This window comes from Mesorhizobium sp. INR15, assembly GCF_015500075.1.
In the GTDB taxonomy this organism is placed as follows: domain Bacteria; phylum Pseudomonadota; class Alphaproteobacteria; order Rhizobiales; family Rhizobiaceae; genus Mesorhizobium.
Map to the genome: position 1 here is coordinate 2,351,307 of NZ_CP045496.1, position 17,408 is coordinate 2,368,714.

The 17,408-nt window shown below is 61.7% G+C and carries 17 protein-coding genes; 5 read left to right on the forward strand and 12 right to left on the reverse strand.

What is annotated here, in order from left to right; genetic code table 11:
* Positions 1-414 precede the first annotated feature (414 nt).
* Entirely contained in the window at positions 415-951 is a 537-nt protein-coding gene (locus tag GA829_RS11400) for a DUF1134 domain-containing protein (RefSeq protein ID WP_258052253.1), read from the forward strand.
* Between the two features lie 149 nt (positions 952-1,100).
* Positions 1,101-2,246: a coiled-coil domain-containing protein gene (locus GA829_RS11405; RefSeq protein ID WP_195178597.1), complete on the forward strand. Its 1,146-nt coding sequence runs from the start codon at positions 1,101-1,103 to the stop codon at positions 2,244-2,246.
* 51 nt (positions 2,247-2,297) lie between these two features.
* Here GA829_RS11405 and GA829_RS11410 read toward each other — a convergent pair whose 3' ends face one another.
* The 6 genes from GA829_RS11410 to GA829_RS11435 all read right to left on the reverse strand — a co-directional run bounded on the left by GA829_RS11410 (position 2,298) and on the right by GA829_RS11435 (position 7,083).
* Positions 2,298-3,095 (reverse strand): TrmH family RNA methyltransferase, encoded by a 798-nt coding sequence (locus GA829_RS11410; RefSeq protein WP_195178598.1) that lies wholly within the window; start codon positions 3,093-3,095, stop codon positions 2,298-2,300.
* 106 nt (positions 3,096-3,201) lie between these two features.
* The gene (locus tag GA829_RS11415) at positions 3,202-3,546 is read right to left on the reverse strand and encodes an ArsR/SmtB family transcription factor (RefSeq protein ID WP_195179603.1); all 345 of its coding nucleotides are present in this window, start codon (positions 3,544-3,546) and stop codon (positions 3,202-3,204) included.
* Between the two features lie 167 nt (positions 3,547-3,713).
* Positions 3,714-4,481 (reverse strand): HugZ family pyridoxamine 5'-phosphate oxidase, encoded by a 768-nt coding sequence (locus tag GA829_RS11420; protein ID WP_195179604.1) that lies wholly within the window; start codon positions 4,479-4,481, stop codon positions 3,714-3,716.
* Positions 4,482-4,571: 90 nt separating this feature from the next.
* Positions 4,572-5,747 carry a CaiB/BaiF CoA transferase family protein gene (locus GA829_RS11425; protein WP_195178599.1) on the reverse strand — a complete coding sequence of 392 codons (1,176 nt, stop codon included), beginning with the start codon at positions 5,745-5,747 and terminating at the stop codon, positions 4,572-4,574.
* A gap of 6 nt (positions 5,748-5,753) precedes the next feature.
* Positions 5,754-6,515, reverse strand: a complete 762-nt coding sequence (locus GA829_RS11430; RefSeq protein ID WP_195178600.1) for a 3-hydroxyacyl-CoA dehydrogenase — start codon at positions 6,513-6,515, stop codon at positions 5,754-5,756.
* Between the two features lie 31 nt (positions 6,516-6,546).
* Positions 6,547-7,083 (reverse strand): GNAT family N-acetyltransferase, encoded by a 537-nt coding sequence (locus GA829_RS11435; RefSeq protein ID WP_195178601.1) that lies wholly within the window; start codon positions 7,081-7,083, stop codon positions 6,547-6,549.
* Between the two features lie 273 nt (positions 7,084-7,356).
* On the opposite strand from GA829_RS11435, the gene GA829_RS11440 reads away from it, so the two are divergent.
* The gene (locus GA829_RS11440) at positions 7,357-8,346 is read left to right on the forward strand and encodes a glutathione S-transferase family protein (RefSeq protein WP_195178602.1); all 990 of its coding nucleotides are present in this window, start codon (positions 7,357-7,359) and stop codon (positions 8,344-8,346) included.
* Between the two features lie 10 nt (positions 8,347-8,356).
* On the opposite strand, the gene GA829_RS11445 is transcribed toward GA829_RS11440, so the two are convergent.
* Positions 8,357-8,836, reverse strand: coding sequence for an ABZJ_00895 family protein (locus GA829_RS11445; protein WP_195178603.1), 480 nt, complete (start codon positions 8,834-8,836; stop codon positions 8,357-8,359).
* A gap of 63 nt (positions 8,837-8,899) precedes the next feature.
* Positions 8,900-9,397, reverse strand: a complete 498-nt coding sequence (locus tag GA829_RS11450; protein ID WP_195179605.1) for an NUDIX domain-containing protein — start codon at positions 9,395-9,397, stop codon at positions 8,900-8,902.
* 71 nt (positions 9,398-9,468) lie between these two features.
* Here GA829_RS11450 and GA829_RS11455 point away from each other — a divergent pair, with 71 nt between their 5' ends.
* Positions 9,469-10,392: a metallophosphoesterase family protein gene (locus GA829_RS11455; protein ID WP_195178604.1), complete on the forward strand. Its 924-nt coding sequence runs from the start codon at positions 9,469-9,471 to the stop codon at positions 10,390-10,392.
* Here GA829_RS11455 and GA829_RS11460 read toward each other — a convergent pair.
* The 4 genes from GA829_RS11460 to leuA all read right to left on the reverse strand — a co-directional run bounded on the left by GA829_RS11460 (position 10,382) and on the right by leuA (position 15,825).
* Positions 10,382-10,999, reverse strand: coding sequence for a hypothetical protein (locus tag GA829_RS11460; RefSeq protein WP_195178605.1), 618 nt, complete (start codon positions 10,997-10,999; stop codon positions 10,382-10,384). The genes GA829_RS11455 and GA829_RS11460 overlap by 11 nt on opposite strands.
* 133 nt (positions 11,000-11,132) lie before the next feature.
* Positions 11,133-11,936, reverse strand: coding sequence for an alpha/beta fold hydrolase (locus GA829_RS11465; RefSeq protein WP_195178606.1), 804 nt, complete (start codon positions 11,934-11,936; stop codon positions 11,133-11,135).
* Positions 11,937-12,076: 140 nt separating this feature from the next.
* Complete coding sequence (locus tag GA829_RS11470; protein WP_195178607.1) at positions 12,077-13,840, reverse strand: tetratricopeptide repeat protein; 1,764 nt, start codon at positions 13,838-13,840, stop codon at positions 12,077-12,079.
* Positions 13,841-14,085: 245 nt separating this feature from the next.
* A complete protein-coding gene (gene leuA / locus GA829_RS11475) occupies positions 14,086-15,825 on the reverse strand; it encodes a 2-isopropylmalate synthase (protein ID WP_258052254.1) in 1,740 nt (579 codons plus the stop codon).
* A 415-nt stretch (positions 15,826-16,240) separates the two neighbouring features.
* On the opposite strand from leuA, the gene GA829_RS11480 reads away from it, so the two are divergent.
* Positions 16,241-17,407, forward strand: a complete 1,167-nt coding sequence (locus GA829_RS11480; RefSeq protein WP_195178608.1) for an ATP-grasp domain-containing protein — start codon at positions 16,241-16,243, stop codon at positions 17,405-17,407.
* Position 17,408: the final 1 nt, after the last annotated feature.

Sequence of the window (17,408 nt, forward strand, 5' to 3'; positions counted from 1 at the left end):
GGCGAAAATCCCTGCAAAAATTTGACTACTCATAGCCGAGCGATCGATCGTCGCGCCCGCCCACACGAATCACGCTCTCTTCCGAGGCTTTCTGAATACACAGCGCCCGTGCGTGCGGCAACAAACCCAAAATTGTCGTCATGGCATATGGCGCGTTCACGCATGCTGCTGTTACGCGCGATCCCCAAACCAGCCTTCGAACCGCCATCTTCATGTGGGAGTTTAATGGTTGAAAAAGAATTACGGCATAGTTTGCCCGTAACAGTCATCCTTAACGGTCGCCTAAAGAACCGTACGGATGAGAGGCGTCGGCGAAAGTGCTCCCTGACGGAGATTGGAAGCATGGTTTCCCGATTCTACGACCGGAAATTTTTCCGCGGCGTTCCCGGCCGGAGTTTTCTCCGTGTCGTCACAATGACGATTGCGCTCATGGGCGTTCTGGTCTTTTCAACCTCGGCCTTGCGGGCTCAGGAATATACCGCTCAGGAGATTGTTGATTCCGGTCACAAATTCTTCGGCGCGACATCGGGTGGGCTCGCCACCGTGGTCGAGAAGATTTTCGCCTCCTATGGCCTGCCCAACGGCTATCTCCTGGGTGAAGAGGGCTCGGGAGCGGTGATCGGCGGCCTGACTTACGGTGAGGGCAAGCTCTACACCAAGAATGCCGGCGACCATAAAGTGTTCTGGCAAGGTCCTTCGCTTGGATGGGATTTCGGCGGCGAAGGCTCGCGGGTGATGATGCTGGTCTACAACCTCGACGATGTCAGCAATCTCTACAACCGTTATGGCGGCGTCGCCGGCTCAGCCTATGTGGTGGCGGGCGTCGGTTTCAACGTGCTGAAGAACAACAATGTGCTGCTGGTGCCGATCCGCACCGGCGTCGGCGCCCGGCTTGGCATCAATCTCGGCTACCTCAAGCTGACCGAGCGCGCCACCTGGAATCCATTCTGACCGGATGCGTGCTTCTATCGCATCGTTGAGCCGATGATCTGAATACGCCGCGGCAAAACCTTGCCGCGGCGCTGGATTTCCGCCATGCGAACATGGCACAGTCCAAGCGCGCGACGCATTTGGCGGTCCAATCCACAACGGGTAGTCCTTTGGTTCAGTCGGTTCTGTTCTTTGCCCTCGGCTTCCTCTGCGCGGGCTTTCTGGCGCTGTTGGTCGCGCCACCCATATGGCGCCGGGCCGTCAGCTTGACGCGCAGACGCGTCGAAGCCTCGATCCCGCTGACGCAGGCCGAGATCCAGGCCGACAAGGACCGCATCCGGGCGGAGTTCGCCATGACGACGCGCCGGCTTGAGATAAGCGTCAAATCATTGCGCGAGAAATCGGCGGAGCAGCTGGTCGAGATCAACCGCAACCGCGAGTCGCTAAAGGGACTGGCGGTCGAGCGCCAGGACAAGAATCAGGCGCTTTCCGAGCTCGGGCTCAAAAATGAAGCCCTGCGGCAGCGCGAGGAAGAATTGCAGCGCCTGTCCGACCGGCTCACTGAAACCGAACGCAAACTGGAAAAGCGCGCGCTCGAACTCGAGAAGCTGGAGCACATGTATGATGATGCCAGCTTCTCCTCGAGCAGCCGTCAGATCGAACTGGTGGCGCGTGAATCCGATCTGCAGAAACTCGCCAGCGATATTTCGCTCTTGCGCGGCCAGCGCAAGGAGACTGACCGGCGCAACCAGGAGGCCGCTGCTGAAAGCAAAGCCACCCGTGATGCCTTGAAGGCCGAGAAGAAAAGGACCGGCGATCTCGACAAGAAGGTCGAGCGCCTGCTGGCCACGCTTGCCGACCGCGAAGACAAGCTCGAGCGGCGTGAAAAGGAAATGGCGCGGCTTCGCGAAAAATCGAAGAGCGACGTTGTGGAATCGGCGCCACCGGCGCGCCTTGTTCGCCCGCAAGGCACCGATGTCGACCAGGCGATCGCCAAGCTCGACGGCGACCGCGAGCGGCTGGAGGCCAGACTGACGACGCTGGCGCGCGAGAACAAGAGACTGAAGACGGAGCTTGCCGCCTCGGAAGCGCCCATGCCTGAAAATGGCAATGACCCGCGCGGCGCCAGTGCCGCCTTGCGCGAACAGATGAACGAACTGGCGGCAGAGGTCGTCAACCTGACGGCAAAGCTCGAAGGGCCGGATTCACCGATCACCAAGGCACTTGATGCGCCGCAGGAAAAACGGCCCGGTAATGCCGGGCGCAGCATCGCCGATCGCGTGCGGGCTTTGCAGAAGGCCGCGTCAGTAAGCTGAAGGCACGACGCGGCTTGCCGAGCCGCCAAAGACAAATCGATTTTGGCAGGTTCAACAGCTCGAAAAATGATGCAGCGCGATGGCTGACGCGGCGGCGACATTCAGACTGTCGAACCCTTCGGACATGCTGATGCGTAGCGTGTGAAGACGGCTGAGCAGATTTTCGGGCAAGCCTTCACCCTCGGTGCCGAGATACAGCGCCAGGCGTTGCGTCCGTTTTGCTTCGCGAATGTCGGTCTGGCCGCGCGGCGAGAGCGCGAACTGCTCAAAGCCTTGACGGCCAAGCGTCGCGGTGAAGACATCGGTGTCGGCAAAGGACGCGAAGGGAATCTTCAGCGCGGCCCCAACAGACACCCGGATCGCCTTGCGGTAGAGCGGATCGCAGCAGGTCTCGTCCAGAAGCACGGCATCCGCGCCGAAGGCAGCGGCGTTGCGGAAGATCGAGCCCATATTGTCATGGTTGGCGATGCCGACCAGCACGACGACCAGCGCGCGTGCCGGTAAGGTGTCAAGCAAGGCCTCGGCCGCCATTGGCGTGCCCTTGCGGCCGATGGCCAGTATGCCGCGATGCATGTGAAATCCGGCAATGCCGTCCATGACCTCGCTGGCCGCGACATAGACCGGAAGGTCGGCCGGAGCCTTGCGCAAGATGTCTTCGAGGCCGGCCAGGCGATTTTCGAGGACCAGCACCGATTCCGCTGAAAAGCGGTGGCCTGAAAGCAGCATGTCGAGCACGACCTTGCCCTCGGCGACAAAGCGGCCCTGCCTGCCGGCAAGATCGCGCTCGCGGATGTCGAGATAGGCAGCGATACGCGGGTCCCGCGGGTCGTCGATGCGGATTGGATCCATGCGTTCCTCGGCTCAAAGTTCCAGAGCAGAACCCGCGCCTCTACGGGAGGCACAAAAAGAACGCTCTGGAATCACTGGCGAGGTAAGCGGCTGGAGCGCCTGTCGGTCAAGTTCCGGCGCGGCGCAAACGGTGCACCATCTGCGCCAGCTCATCCTTGCCGTTGCCGAAAATGCCGTCCAGCATGTCGAGCAGTTCGCGCACGGAGTCCGATTTGCAGGAATAGTAGATCATCTGCCGGTCGCGGCGGGTCTCGACAAGGTCGAGCGCCCGCAATTTGGCCAAATGCTGCGACAATGCGGACTGGCTCAACATGACCTTGTCGGCAATGGCACCAACCGACATTTCACCGTCGGCGAGATAGCTCATGATCAGCAGCCGCTTCTCATTGCCCATAAGCATCAGAAATTCGGCCGCCGGTCCGGCGTTGTCAATTAGCTTTGTCGAGACCATCGATGCCCCATGCTTTTTGTTCATCCAGACGCCATGGGGGCAATGGCATCTGATTCCATAAACTCAGTTATGAGTTGGCGCTGGCGATTCAGCGTCACCCGCCAAAGGTAGAACATTTTAGCCAAATCTCAAGAGCTGCTTTTGATCCGGCACGATTAACTCGGCGTCTAGGTCTGGTCAGTGGCCCGGCCGCGCTTCACCATGTCGACCAAAACGTGTCGGAGCTCTCGCGCTGCCTGCAACGGTTGCGGGAAAAAGACCCGGCAAACATCATCGCCCGACAGCAGATCCATGCCGTCGGCGTCGAAACCGGCAACCGTCCAACTGCCTTTCGCGGCCTTGGCAAAATACTCCGCATAGACGGCGATCGCATCGAGGTGGTCGGCATTCATGTGGTCGAGTGCGGATTGTTCGCTGGCAGCGATCTCGGCCACGATCGGTCCCGCGGTCAAAAGATCAGCGGAATCGAGTAGATAGGCTTTGCCGAAGCCGCCATTGAGGCTGCCGCGTTCCGGTTCGAGGCGGAAGATGGAGAAGTCGCCGAGCCCGGCATAAAGCGCCGCCTTGGGGTTGTGGTTGAGGTAACGGCGTTCGGCCTGGGCGTGTTCGCTGGACCCGCGTGCGAGCCGCCGCGCTCGGCACACCAGCGTCAGTCGCGGATGCGCCAGCGGGTCGCCCTTGCCCGGTTCACCCAGCAAGAGGGAGCAGCGCGGATCGGCAAGGATGGCGCCGGTATGGGCCGACAGCATCGACACCAGGATTAGCGGCGTGCCGTCGACGTCGGTGGCCACGCCGACCCTGCTGGCCAGCGGCGAACCGGTTTGCGGTTCGATCACCGCCAGCGCGCCGAAGCGCGCACCGCGCAGCAAGGTCCTGGCCAGCCTGATCGCCTCGGCATCGGTCTCGCGGATCACGTCCTTCTTTTGCTCGGTCAAAATGCTCACCACATCTCGTGCCTGCGTGCCGTTCTTCCCAATCAGGTCCTGCGTTGGGCGACATGCATTAAGTTGATTTTTCTTATCCGGTTATCGGTCAATCAGACCGGATTTGACAAGGCCGTCAATCTCGCCTTCCGCGAGGCCGAAATCCGCCAGCGCCGTCAATGGCGAGAGACCGTCATCTGTATGCATTGTGGCAAGTGTCGGCTGAGAGCCCGAGAAGCGAGGCGCTGGGGCAGGGCGCTCGAATTCACCCGCGGTCACGAAGGCGTGGCGCGCCCGGTTGTGCGGGTGGTGCTTCGCTTCACGCATGGACAGCACCGGCGCTACGCAGGCGTCAGTCCCGGCAAAGAGCTGATCCCATTCGTCGCGCGATTTCTGGCGGACCCGGTCGGCAATGGCGCCGCGCAGCTCCGGCCACAGCATCCTGTCGTACTGGCCACGCACGAAGCGTTCGTCTAGTGGCAGCAGCCTGGCGAATTCGGCGAAGAATTGCGGCTCAAGGCAACCAATTGCGACGTGCCTTCCGTCCGCCGTTTCATAGGTGTCGTAGAAAGGAGCGCCGGAATCGAGCAGGTTTTCGCCGCGCTGGCCGCCCCACAGGCCAGCGGAGATGAAGGCGTGCAACGGCGTTGCCAGCATCGAAGCACCCTCGACCATTGCCGCGTCGATCACCTGGCCCTTGCCGGAGCGCGAGCGCTGGAAGAGGGCCGCCAGCACACCGGCAATCAGCATCATGGCGCCGCCACCATAGTCGGCGACGAGGTTGAGCGGCGGGACTGGGCGGCCGCCGGCGTGGCCAATGGCGTGCAGCAGGCCGGAATAGGCAAGGTAGGTGATGTCGTGGCCGGCGCGGCCGGCGAGCGGACCGTCCTGGCCGAAGCCGGTCATGCGGCCGTAGATCAGTGCCGGGTTGCGCGAAAGGGCAATCTCCGGGCCAAGGCCAAGCCGCTCCATGACACCAGGGCGAAAGCCCTCGACCAGAAGGTCGGTCTTTTCGACAAGGCGCAAGGCAAGTTCAACGCCTTCGGCACGCTTCAGGTCGATCCGCAGGATGGAGCGGCCGTGACGGTCGATATTGTATTCATCCGGAATTGGGATGAACGGACGGCTCGCATCGGCCCGTTCGATGCGCAGCACCTGCGCCCCCATCTCGGAAAGCATCAGCGCGGCCAGGGGCACCGGGCCGAGCCCGGCCATCTCGATCAGCTTCAGTCCGGCAAGCGGACCGGTCTTCGCCGTGTCGGAGACGCCGGCGTTCATGATCCGTTATTTCGGCGCCATGCGGATGGCGCCGTCGAGGCGGATGGTTTCGCCATTGAGCATCTGGTTCTCGATGATATGCAGCGCCAGTGCCGCATATTCGGAAGGCTCGCCGAGCCGCGACGGAAAGGGCACGGCCGCGCCGAGCGAATCCTGCACGTCCTGCGGCATGCCGGCCATCATCGGTGTCTTGAAGATGCCAGGGGCGATGGTGCAGACGCGGATGCCGGAGCGGGCAAGATCACGCGCCACCGGCAGCGTCATGCCGACGACACCGCCCTTGGACGCCGAATAGGCGGCCTGGCCGATCTGACCATCATAGGCCGCGACCGATGCGGTGTTGACGATGACGCCGCGCTCACCGCCCTGCAATGGTTCGAGCTTTGAGGCTTGATCGGCGACGAGGCGGATCATGTTGAACGTGCCGATCAGATTGACCTCGATCACCTTGCGGTATTGGTCGAGCGGGTGCGGGCCGTCCTTGCCGATCGTCTTCACGCCGATGGCGACACCGGCGCAATTGACCAGGAGGCGCGGCGCGCCAAGCGTGGCGGCAACCTCGGCGACCGCGGCCGCGCCGCTATCGGCGCTGCTGACGTCACATTGTATGGCGATGCCGCCGATATCGGCGGCCACCTTTGCAGCGCGGTCGATGCCGACATCGAAAATGGCGACCCGGGCACCCTTGGCGGCAAGGGCGCGCGCGGTAGCCTCGCCCAGGCCGGAGCCGCCGCCGGTGACGATTGCAATCTGGCCGTTCGGGTTCATGGCAACATCCTTCGTTGTGGCACGCGACAGGTCAAGCCATCGCGTTGCCGTGCTCGCCAACCCTTGCCTGGCTGGCATGGCAGACTTCGCCCGAAAGCTTAGCCACCGCGCCGGGCACGATCTCGTGCGACAGCAGCCGGTCGAGATCGACAGGGCGCGGCATGGAAATCTGCCCGCGCGGGATTCTCTTGAAGCCAAGCGGCCCGTAATAGGGTTCGTCGCCGACCAGCATCACGGCAGGGACACGGGCCTTGGCGGCAGCCTCCAGCGCGATCGCCACCAGACGGCGGCCGATGCCGAGATTCTTGAAGGCCGGCCGCACCGCAAGCGGGCCGAGCATCAGCGCGCGGCCGGCGCCGGCGGCGATGCGGGTCATCCGCACCGAGGCGATCACCGTGTCGCCGTCGACAGCGACGAAGGACATCGAGCGCTCGTGGCCACCCGCTTCGCGGATCTTGTAGGCAGCCAGCACGAAACGGCCAGGCCCAAAGGCCTGTTCATTGATGGCGTCGATTTCAGGATCATGCGCCGGGGTTTCCGGCAGGTATTTCACGTCGGCAAGGCTCATGGTCTTCGCGTTCCGGTATACGAGTAAAGGTTTGCCGCAAACGGCGGCATTCGCCAGTCAGCGCTTCATCAAGCGCGGGCGCCCTTTCGTCGTCGGTCGATCCGGATCAAAGCAAAGTCAAACATGCGGATTGTCCGCTAGCATCAATTTTCAGCCGCTGCAATCGGCGGTTTCATGTCGCGTCCCGGCTGCTTGACGATCTGTTCACCGCCAGGCGAATTCCGAGCGGCCGCCCGACGTCCTACTTGGAGGGCAAGCAGGAAAGGATATTTCATGGGATTGCTGGTCGAAGGAAAATGGCAGGACCGCTGGTACGACACCAAGGACAGCGGCGGCAAATTCGTGCGGGCGCAGTCGCAATGGCGCGACTGGATCACTCGTGACGGCGTGCCGGCCGAAGGCCGCAGCCGTGGTTTCAAGGCCGAGCCCGGCCGCTATCACCTCTATGTCTCGCTTGCCTGTCCCTGGGCGCACCGGACCCTGATTTTCCGCGCGCTGAAGAAGCTCGAAGACGTCATATCGGTATCGGTCGTGCATCATTTCATGGGTGCCGATGGCTGGACATTCCTGCCTGAGGATGGTGCCACCGGCGACACGCTCCACGGCCTCGATTTCCTGCGCCAGATCTACACCAAGGCGGACCCAAGCTATTCCGGCCGCGTAACCGTGCCGGTTCTGTGGGACAAAAAGGAACAGACCATCGTCTCCAACGAATCCTCCGAAATCATCCGGATGCTGAATTCGGCCTTCGATACGTGGGGTGACGCCAGTCTCGATTTCTATCCCGTTGACCTGCGTGGCGAGATCGATGCGATCAATGCACTGGTCTATCCCGCCATCAACAACGGCGTCTACCGCGCCGGCTTCGCCACCACGCAGGCCGCATATGAAGCAGCTTTCGGCGAACTGTTCACGGCGCTCGACACGCTGGAAGCGAGACTATCGCACCAGCGTTATCTCGTCGGCGACCGCCTCACCGAGGCTGACTGGCGGCTGTTCACCACGCTCGTCCGTTTCGACCCGGTCTATGTCGGCCATTTCAAGTGCAACCTGCGCCGCATCGCCGATTATCCGAACCTGTCGAACTATCTGCGCGATCTCTATTCCGTGCCAGGTGTCGCGGGGACCGTGAATTTGCATCACATCAAGGCGCACTATTACGCAAGCCACGAAACGATCAATCCGACGCGGATCGTGCCGGTGGGGCCGGACCTGGATTATGCGGCGCCGCATGATCGGGTGCGATTCAAGAAGGCGGCGTGAAGGCGGCGATCTAGCGGAAGGTTTCGGTGTCGACCTTGGCCCGCTTGGCAAGTACGGCTTTCAGCATGGTCTTTCCAAACCGGCCACCAAATCCGGCAGCGTTCATGCTAAAAACCAGCAAGAAGCCAAACAGAGCGCCTGCTGCCCACACAGCCAAGGGAACATTGCCCAAGCCTTTCGCGGCTCCTCCCATCAACGCTAACCCACCTTCCAATGCCGAGATCAAGCAGGCCCCCAAGGTCGAGAGAGCGACCATCCTCCAATATTCCTGTCGATTTAACAGCCGCCCATTTCCTTTAATAAATTTGTAATAGGCAAAAATAGTCGACCCTATTGTTATTATGAATCCAGCTGCTCTTATTGCGTCTTCCGAAAGCGACAGTAAGAAATTCAATACAACCACCAGTACAATAGTCAGCACGAACGTCATGATAGTATAATACCAAACATATGGCAAAACGCTTACGGATTGTACATCGTCTTTGCTCATGATTTTCCCCGAAAAAACCGGTCCGAACTAGAGCTTAGGTTCTTTCGGGCAGCGAAAGTAAGCTTACCAATATGCCGAGACGGGCTGTTTTCTAAAAATCTCTTCAATCCGCCGCAGTGTCGCCGGCGTGGTGTCTTCCGGCAAACGGTCGAGCGGGAAGAAGCCGGCCTCGGCGATCTCGTGATCGGGCAGCTTTGGCGTGGTCTGGCTGAAATGCTCGATCAGATAAAAGCCGACATGGTCGCGGCGGCTCGACCGTCGGTTGAAATGCATCGATTTCAGCACCGGCGGCGCGGTCAGCTCGATGTTGCCTTCCTCGCTCAGCTCTCGCGCCAGCGCTTCAGCCAGAGTCTCGCCGGCCTCTACGCCGCCGCCGGGAAGCTGCCAGCCGGGCACATAGGTGTGGCGAATGAGGAAGATGGAGTTGGTTGATGTGTCGTGGATCAGGCCGCGCACGCCAAGAGTCATTGGCCGCCTCAGCACGAAATAGAGATGAAACAGCTTCGCCCGGAGGCCAGCCCAGCCGGTCTGGCGGAAGGCCTTTTCCCGATCATCGGGCATCATTTGCGAAACCCTTGGCGGAAAGAAAACCTTGAGTGGAAAGCGGGACGCCCGTCACCTATGAAGGAGGCATGTTCAGGCTTGCGCATATTTCCGATGTCCATCTGGGGCCGCTTCCCGATGTAACCTATCGCGATCTCGCCTCCAAGCGGGTGCTCGGCTACGTCAACTGGCAGCGCAACCGCCGCCGCCACATGCATGACGCGGTCATAGATACGATCGTTGCCGACATGAAGGCGAGCACACCCGACCACCTCGCGGTCACCGGCGATCTGGTCAACCTGGCGCTCGACGGCGAGATCGAGATGGCGAAGCACTGGCTGGAGACGCTGGGTTCGCCGCACGACGTGTCTGTTGTTCCGGGAAATCACGACGCCTATGTGCCCGGCGCCTTCGACAAGACCTGCCGCGCCTGGGCGCCATGGATGACCGGCGACGGGGTCAACACGCCGGTCGACCGCAATGCCTTTCCCTATCTGCGGGTGCGCGGCAATGTCGCGCTGATCGGCGTTTCGACGGCGCGCGCGACCGCGCCGTTCATGGCCAATGGCTTCTTCATGGAGGGGCAAGCGAAGAGGCTGGGAAAAGTGCTTGATGCCACGGCCAGCCAGGGCCTGTTTCGAGTGATCATGATCCATCACCCGCCGGTCCGTGGCGCCGTTCCGCAGCACAAGCGGCTGTTCGGCATTGCCCGCTTCCACAAGATCGTTCGGCGCCATGGCGCCGAGCTTGTCCTGCACGGGCATTCGCATCTGCCGTCGCTGTCCTTCATGGGCGGGCGTGGCGTGAAAATCCCGGTGGTCGGAGTTGCGGCGGCCGGCCAGGCGCCGGGCGGCAAGCACCCGGCGGCACAATACAATCTGCTCGACATCGACGGCGAAGGCGGGAATTGGCAAATCAGGCTGACCCGGCGCGGCCTGACCGGCCCGGCGACGCCACCCTCCGATCTGCAGACGCTCGAACTCGGCCCGCAGTCGCCTTTGCTCAGAAGCTGATTTTCATTGCCATGATGCGGTCCCAGAACAGCACGACCGCGACCGCCAACCCGACCAGCGCGCCGGCGGCGATCAGGCCAAGGCCAGACAGCACGGCCGACCATGCCTTGCCGCGTGTTGTGGCCCGGAGCGGCGGCTCGGCCTCCTGCACCGCCGCGCGCGTCATGCTGGCGATGGGGTTCTCAACCCCACCTTCCATCATTCTCTGGCGCTCGACGACGCGCTCGGCGACGTAGCGCGTCACCTGATCGGCGACGGGTTTCATCTCGGTTGATTCGGCCAGTACGATGCGGCCGATGCGGGTGTCCCTGAGGAAGCGGTAGGTACGGCGGTCGCGTCCCATCGCGACATGGCTGACGGCGTCGATCCACAGCCGTGGCTGCAGCCCGGATGAAACGGCGAAATCGAAATTGTCCATGTCGGCGGGCACGTCGGCAAAGACGGGCGCGAGTTCGGCGGCCAGCAGTTCGAGCCGCATGCGATGCGCCTCGCGCATGTCGACGACAACATCATCACGGTCGGCGAAAGCGTTCTTCACGTCACGGATGGCGTCGGACAGTTTTCGCGATTGATCGATGGGGGTGATGTTTTCGCCAGCATCTTTCATCGGCACCTGCCTCGCGAGTTTGGTTAACACGGGGTTAACACAGGCGTAGCTAAAATGCACTGGCGCGACCGCTGAGCCTGTGGAGGAGACAGTCAGGCGGACCGGGCAGGGGCCGCGGGATTCCAGAGCGCTGTCAGCTTGCCGCGGCGGCCAGCCTTGGGCGTGGCCGTCTGCTGCGGCGCCTGATGGTGCGGCGAACGATCTCGGCGATCAGATCGGGCGCTTCCTCGGCCAGCAAATGGCCGGCCTGAAGCACGTGGTGGACATGGAAATGCGGCGGCAGATCGTCGGCTTGTGTGAACGGCAGCACCGCGTCGTCGGTTCCCCACACCACCATGACCGGCATGTTGAGCGTCTCGAGCTGGTCACGCGGAATAACCCCTTGCCGATCTTCCCTTGTCATCGCGGCAGCGATTTCGACGAACTTTTCCCGCTGGCCGGGACGGCCACGCATTTCGGCAAGAACGTCGACGCTACGCTGCAAGGGCAGGCCTTGCGGTCCGGACATGGCGGCAAGGCAAGCGCGGATATCGTCCTTTTCGACCGAGGCGGCGTAGCGGCGCAGCAGCGGCCCATTGATCTCATGCCCAAAGCCCCCAGGGGCGAGCAGTGTCAGCGACGCCACCTTCTCAGGCGCGGCCAAGGCGATCAGGGCCGCGACGGCACCGCCCATTGAGTGGCCAACAAGATGGACCCGATTCAACCCACGCGCTGAAAGGTCTTCCAAGACCGCCCTTGCCGCCACCTTGGCCGGCCCCGCGCCAGGAAAATCGAACGACAGCCCATGTCCGGGCAAATCATAGGCCAGTATGCGCCCATCCGGGACCAGGGAAGCTGCCACCTCGCGCCAGAGTTCGTGACCGCCGCCAAAACCATGCAACAGGATGATGGCCCTCGAGCCAGCACCCTGTTCGGCGGCGTATAGCGATGAGATCATGAAGCGAGTGGCTTTAATTGTAGGACAAAAGGGAGGCGGGACAACCGAATATCAGATGTAGCTGAATTGCCCCTTGTCCAGTGCGATGGCCAGTAAAATCTTCGCGATTGCCCAAGGCTCCCGCCAAGTGCCTGCTTTGATTAGCTGGCGTCGCCGAGGCCTGCCGCGCGCAACGCCTTGACCAGCCGGTCGGTCAGGTCGGCTGGATACTTTCTGTCGACGAATGTCGCGCGGGGATCGGCGGCGAATTTCGGGAACTTGGCATTCAGTTCATCCAGAAGCTTTCCGGCCAGATTATCCTGACCGGCAATCCTGGCGCCGATCAGCCGCGCGGCTAGATAGTGTGACTTTGTCGCGGTCGTTCTCAACCCGGTGCTGGCCAATGCCGCCTTGTCCATATCGCCCAGCATGAGTTCACCGGCGAAGAGCCCGAAGTCCCACCACGTCGGGTGCCCGCTGGAAGCATCGACGGCATGGGCGATGATTGGTGTGCCTTCAGCGTATTGGCCCGCGAAAATCAGGCCATAGCCATAGGCAGCGGCCATCGCGAGATCGTAGGGATTGAGTTCATAGGCCTTGCGCATCCAACGGATCGATTCTTCCGCATTGCCGACCCGTGAATTGATGTAGCCGTAGGACCGGTGCGCGTAAGGGCTGGTCGGCCCCATCTGCAAGGCGCGATGAGCAAACATCATCGCCCTCTCGACCGTTGCATCCTGCGGGTAGGCATAGTGATCGGTAACCGCCTCGAGGTTCAGGGAGGCAAGTTCCGAGTAGACGAGTGATGATTTCGCATTGTTGTTGGCAAGCGACTCGAGGCAGCGATAGGCGGCTTCGTAGGTCTTGGCGTTCTGGTCGAGATAGTACTTGTCGTTGAGCAGCAGGCATTCCGTGAGACCGGTCTGAAGGCCGCTCTGCTCGATGTAGTTGTAGATCGTGCCAGAAGCCGGAATGGCGGAACTCAGGATGCCAGCGACGCGATCCTCGATGGCTGTCGGCGGGCTGTCGGTGGCGGTCAGGTTGCGCGACAGAAGCACGCGGCCGGTCGCGACGCTCTGAAGCTCGATGGTGATGTCGCCAACGGTCGGTCCAGGCAGGACATCGAAGACGAAGCTGGTCGCGTCGGCATCCGGATCAGGTTTGCCCGCGGCGTCACGGCCGATGAAGTCGATCGTGTCGAAACCCGACAGGCCCGCGCGCAGCGATGCGGCGACGCGGCTGGCCCCTGCTCCACTGGCCTTGACGGAAATGTAGACAAGCGGCAGGGCCTCAACAGCAGGTGACGGTGAGATGCTGTTGGTCGCCGAGGCGACCTCGAACGTTGGCGAGGTATCGCCGCTCGAGAGCAGGGCGCTGCCGCCCTGACGAAGGATCAGGATACCCAGCATGGCGATGACCAAGGCGATCGCCATCCAGAAGAACTGAAGATGGCGCACCACTGACGGGGCCGGCGTGGATGCCGCCGTCGTTGTCTCGGCATGGATGCCGACGTCCGTATCACCGGCCCGCTCGGATGCCGCTGCCGCCAGCTCCGCGGTTCCCACGGTCTCCGGCAGCCGGATGGCGTTGAGCTCATAGGCGGGCACGTAGGCGCCGCGCGGAATGGCGATGCGGACGGGTTCAGCTATGCCCTCATTGGCGAAATAGTGCTGCAGAAGCTCGCGCAGCCTGCCGGCCTGCACCCGCACCACGGCATCGGTCGACGGATCGAAATCGCCGTCCTTGCCAAAGACATCCATGGCAATGGAAAAGCCTTTAAGCCGATCGGCTTCCCCTGCCTGCTCGCGCTCGACAAGATAGCGAAGAAGTTTGCGCGCGCGCTCGGATCTCCCGAACGTTTCGCTGGCAAGCAATCGCTCCAACGTCTCGCGCACTGCGGGGGCGGCAGGCGTGGCATGCTGCAAGTGTCGATCCTCTCGAAGTCGGCACAGGTTGAGGCGCGATCATATAGTTACCGTGCCGCCACACAAGTATACACGCATTATGCGATCGCGTACCCCACCGGATAATTTTCCGGTGGTTAATATACGAAGATCGACCAAGGAACCGGTGGATCGGCAACCCTTGCGGCTGAACAATGTCACCACCTATCTGCTTGTTTATGCATCGGATTCTCTCGAACCCGATGCATATCCCGAGACCCGCCTCTCTAGCCGGCCTTGCGGCCGACAATGCGGTTGGCGGCCGACATCACAGCTTCCAGCGAGGCGGCGACGATGTTGGTGTTGATGCCGGCCCCGAACAGCTTGCCGCCGGGATATTCCATCTCGACATAGGAAATCGCCGAGGCGTTCGAGCCGCGCTGCATCGAATGCTCGGAATAGTCGAGCACCGACATCTCGACACCGAGATGGCGCGAAAGGGCGTCGACAAAACCGTCGATCGGGCCCGTGCCGGTGCCTGATATGGTCACCTCCTTGCCCCCGTCGAGGATGACCGCCTCGACCACGCGACGGCCCTTGACCACGGTATCCGGGTAGGTGTGGTGATCGAGGAATTTCAGCCTTGCGCCCGGCTGGTCGACATAGGTCTCGAGAAAGCGTTCGTGGATACGCTTGACCGGCACTTCCTTGCCTTCGGCGTCGGTGATCGCCTGGATTTCCTGACTGAACTCGATCTGCAGGTTGCGCGGCAGGTTGAGGCCATAATCCGCCTGCAGCACATAGGCGATGCCGCCTTTTCCAGACTGCGAGTTGATGCGGATGATCGCCTCGTAACTACGCCCGACATCGGCTGGGTCGATCGGCAGATAGGGCACTTCCCAGTGCGGCGTGTTGGCCTTCTTCAGCGCCTTCATGCCCTTGTTGATGGCGTCCTGATGCGAGCCGGAAAAAGCGGTGTAGACCAATTCGCCGACATAGGGATGGCGCTCGGGGATCTTCAGCTGGTTCGAATATTCGTAGACATCCTTCATTCGGTTGATGTCGGAGCAATCCAGTTCCGGATCGACGCCTTGCGTGTACATGTTGAGCGCCAGTGTCACGATGTCGACATTTCCGGTGCGCTCGCCATTGCCAAACAGGGTGCCTTCAACGCGGTCGGCGCCCGCCATCAGGCCGAGCTCGGTGGTGGCGATGCCGGTGCCGCGGTCATTGTGCGGATGCAACGAGACCAGCAGGTTCTCGCGGTTGTCGAGGTTGCGGCACATCCACTCGATCCGGTCGGCATAGATGTTGGGCGTTGACATCTCGACCGTCGACGGCAAGTTGATGATCAACTTGTTGTCGGGCGTCGGCCTGACGATCTCGGTCACCGCGTTGCAGATCTCCAGCGCCACTTCGAGTTCGGTGCCGGTAAAGCTCTCAGGCGAATATTCGAAGCGGTAGCCGCCGCCGGCCTTCGCCGCCATGTCGGTAATCATCTTGGCCGCATCGGTGGCGATGCGCTTGATGCCGGCGACGTCTTTCTCGAAGACGACCCGGCGCTGCAATTCGCTGGTCGAATTGTAGAAATGCACGATCGGGTTGGTGGCGCCCTGCAATGCCTCGAAGGTGCGGGTGATCAATTCCGGCCGGCACTGAACCAACACCTGCAGCGAGACGTCGGCGGGCACATTGCCCTGCTCGATGCACCAGCGGGCGAAGTCGAAATCGGTCTGCGAGGCCGAGGGGAAGCCGATCTCGATTTCCTTGAAGCCCATGTCGAGCAACAGCGCGAACATGCGCGCCTTGCGCTCGTGACCCATCGGATCGATCAGCGCCTGGTTGCCGTCGCGCAGGTCGACCGAGCACCAGATCGGCGCCTTCTCGATAACCTTGGACGGCCAGGTGCGGTCGCTGAGACCGACGGTCGGATAGGGTTGATATTTACGGGCTGCGTCCGGCATGCTGCGGGTCGCATCCCTATCGGCTGCGCCGGCATTCGTGCGGATGTCTTCTCGTGCGTTCATCGTCGATTTCTCCCGGCGGCTCGCGGGTCCACCTTCAGGCGGATTTGGTGCCGAGCGGCGCCTTTACCAAAGTTTCGTTCGCTTGATTTGATTTGCCAAGGAGCGTGCGCTTGCGCGGCGGTTCGACCGCCGGGCGCTCCTTCAGCGAACCCGGCGATCGCCGATAAGGCCGAGAAGAAGCAGGGTGGAAGCGAGCGCGCGCACGGTCTCGCCGGCAAAACCGGTCTGACGGGAAGCGTTGGTGGCGCGCGTGTTCATGGCGGCTCTCTTACAGGAGCGGCCTTGGAGAGGCAAGTGGGGGCGGCGTGGCCGGCCGGGCCAATCGAGCGTTGTCCCTAATGCGCGTGCTCTTCCCCACGCGCCGCAAATGCGCCAGACTTGGCTCTCGACGGGTTGCCATCCGCAGGGGTTGTCGATGAATTTCGTGTTCTTCTCGCCGCATTTTCCCGCCAATGGCGCCGACTTTTGCGACCGGCTGAAGAAGGCGGGCGCCAGGGTGCTGGGCATTGGCGATGCGCCTTTCGATACGCTGGACAGCAAGCTGAAAGCCACCCTTTCGGAATACTACCGCATCGCCAACATGGAGGATTACGATCCTGTGTTCCGGGCGATGGGCCATTTCATCCACAAATGGGGCCGCGTCGACCGCTTTGAATCGCTCAACGAACACTGGCTCGAACTCGAAGCCAACATCCGCACCGACTTCAACATCTACGGCACCAAGCTCGATTTCGTGAAGAACCTGAAGCGCAAGAGCCGCATGCGCGCCTTCTTCCGCAAGAGCGGCGTCGATACGATCGCGCAACGCAAATGCTCGGACCGCGCCGGGGCAATGACCTTCATCCGCCGTGTCGGCTATCCCGTCGTGGTCAAGCCGGACTCCGGCTCCGGCGCCTCGAACACCTACAAGATCTCCAATGCCAGGGAGCTTGACCAGTTCTTCAAGGACAAGCCCGAGGATGTGACATTCGTCATGGAACAGTTCATCGAGGGTTTGGTGGTGACCTTCGATGGGCTGGTCAACCGCGACGGCGAGGTGGTGCTGGCGGCCAGCCATCGCTACGATCAGAGCGTGATGGAGGTGGTCAACAAGGACCACCACATGAGCTACACCTGCTTTCCCAGGATCAACCCGGCGATCGAAGAGGCCGGCAGAAAGATCCTGAAAGCATTCGACGTGCGCGAGCGCTTCTTCCACATCGAGCTGTTCCAGACCAAGGACGACCGCGTCATCGCGCTGGAGGTCAACATGCGCCCGCCCGGCGCCTGGATGACCGATGCGATCAACTATACATTCGACATCGACGTCTACGCGGCCTGGGCCGACATGGTGGTGAAGGATGCCGCCGGCGGGCCCTATGAAGGCAAGTACTTCACCGCCTATGCCAGCCGCAAACGGCGCCTCGGCTATTTGCACAGCCATGAGGACGTGTTAGCCGCCCATTGCGACAAGATCGTCCACCATCAGGCCATCGAAGAGGTTTTCAGCCGCGCCATGGGGAATTACGCCTACCAGATGCGCTCGAAAGACGAGGCAGCGCTGCGCGAGGCGGTCGCCTATATCCACGCGGAAAAGGTGTGAG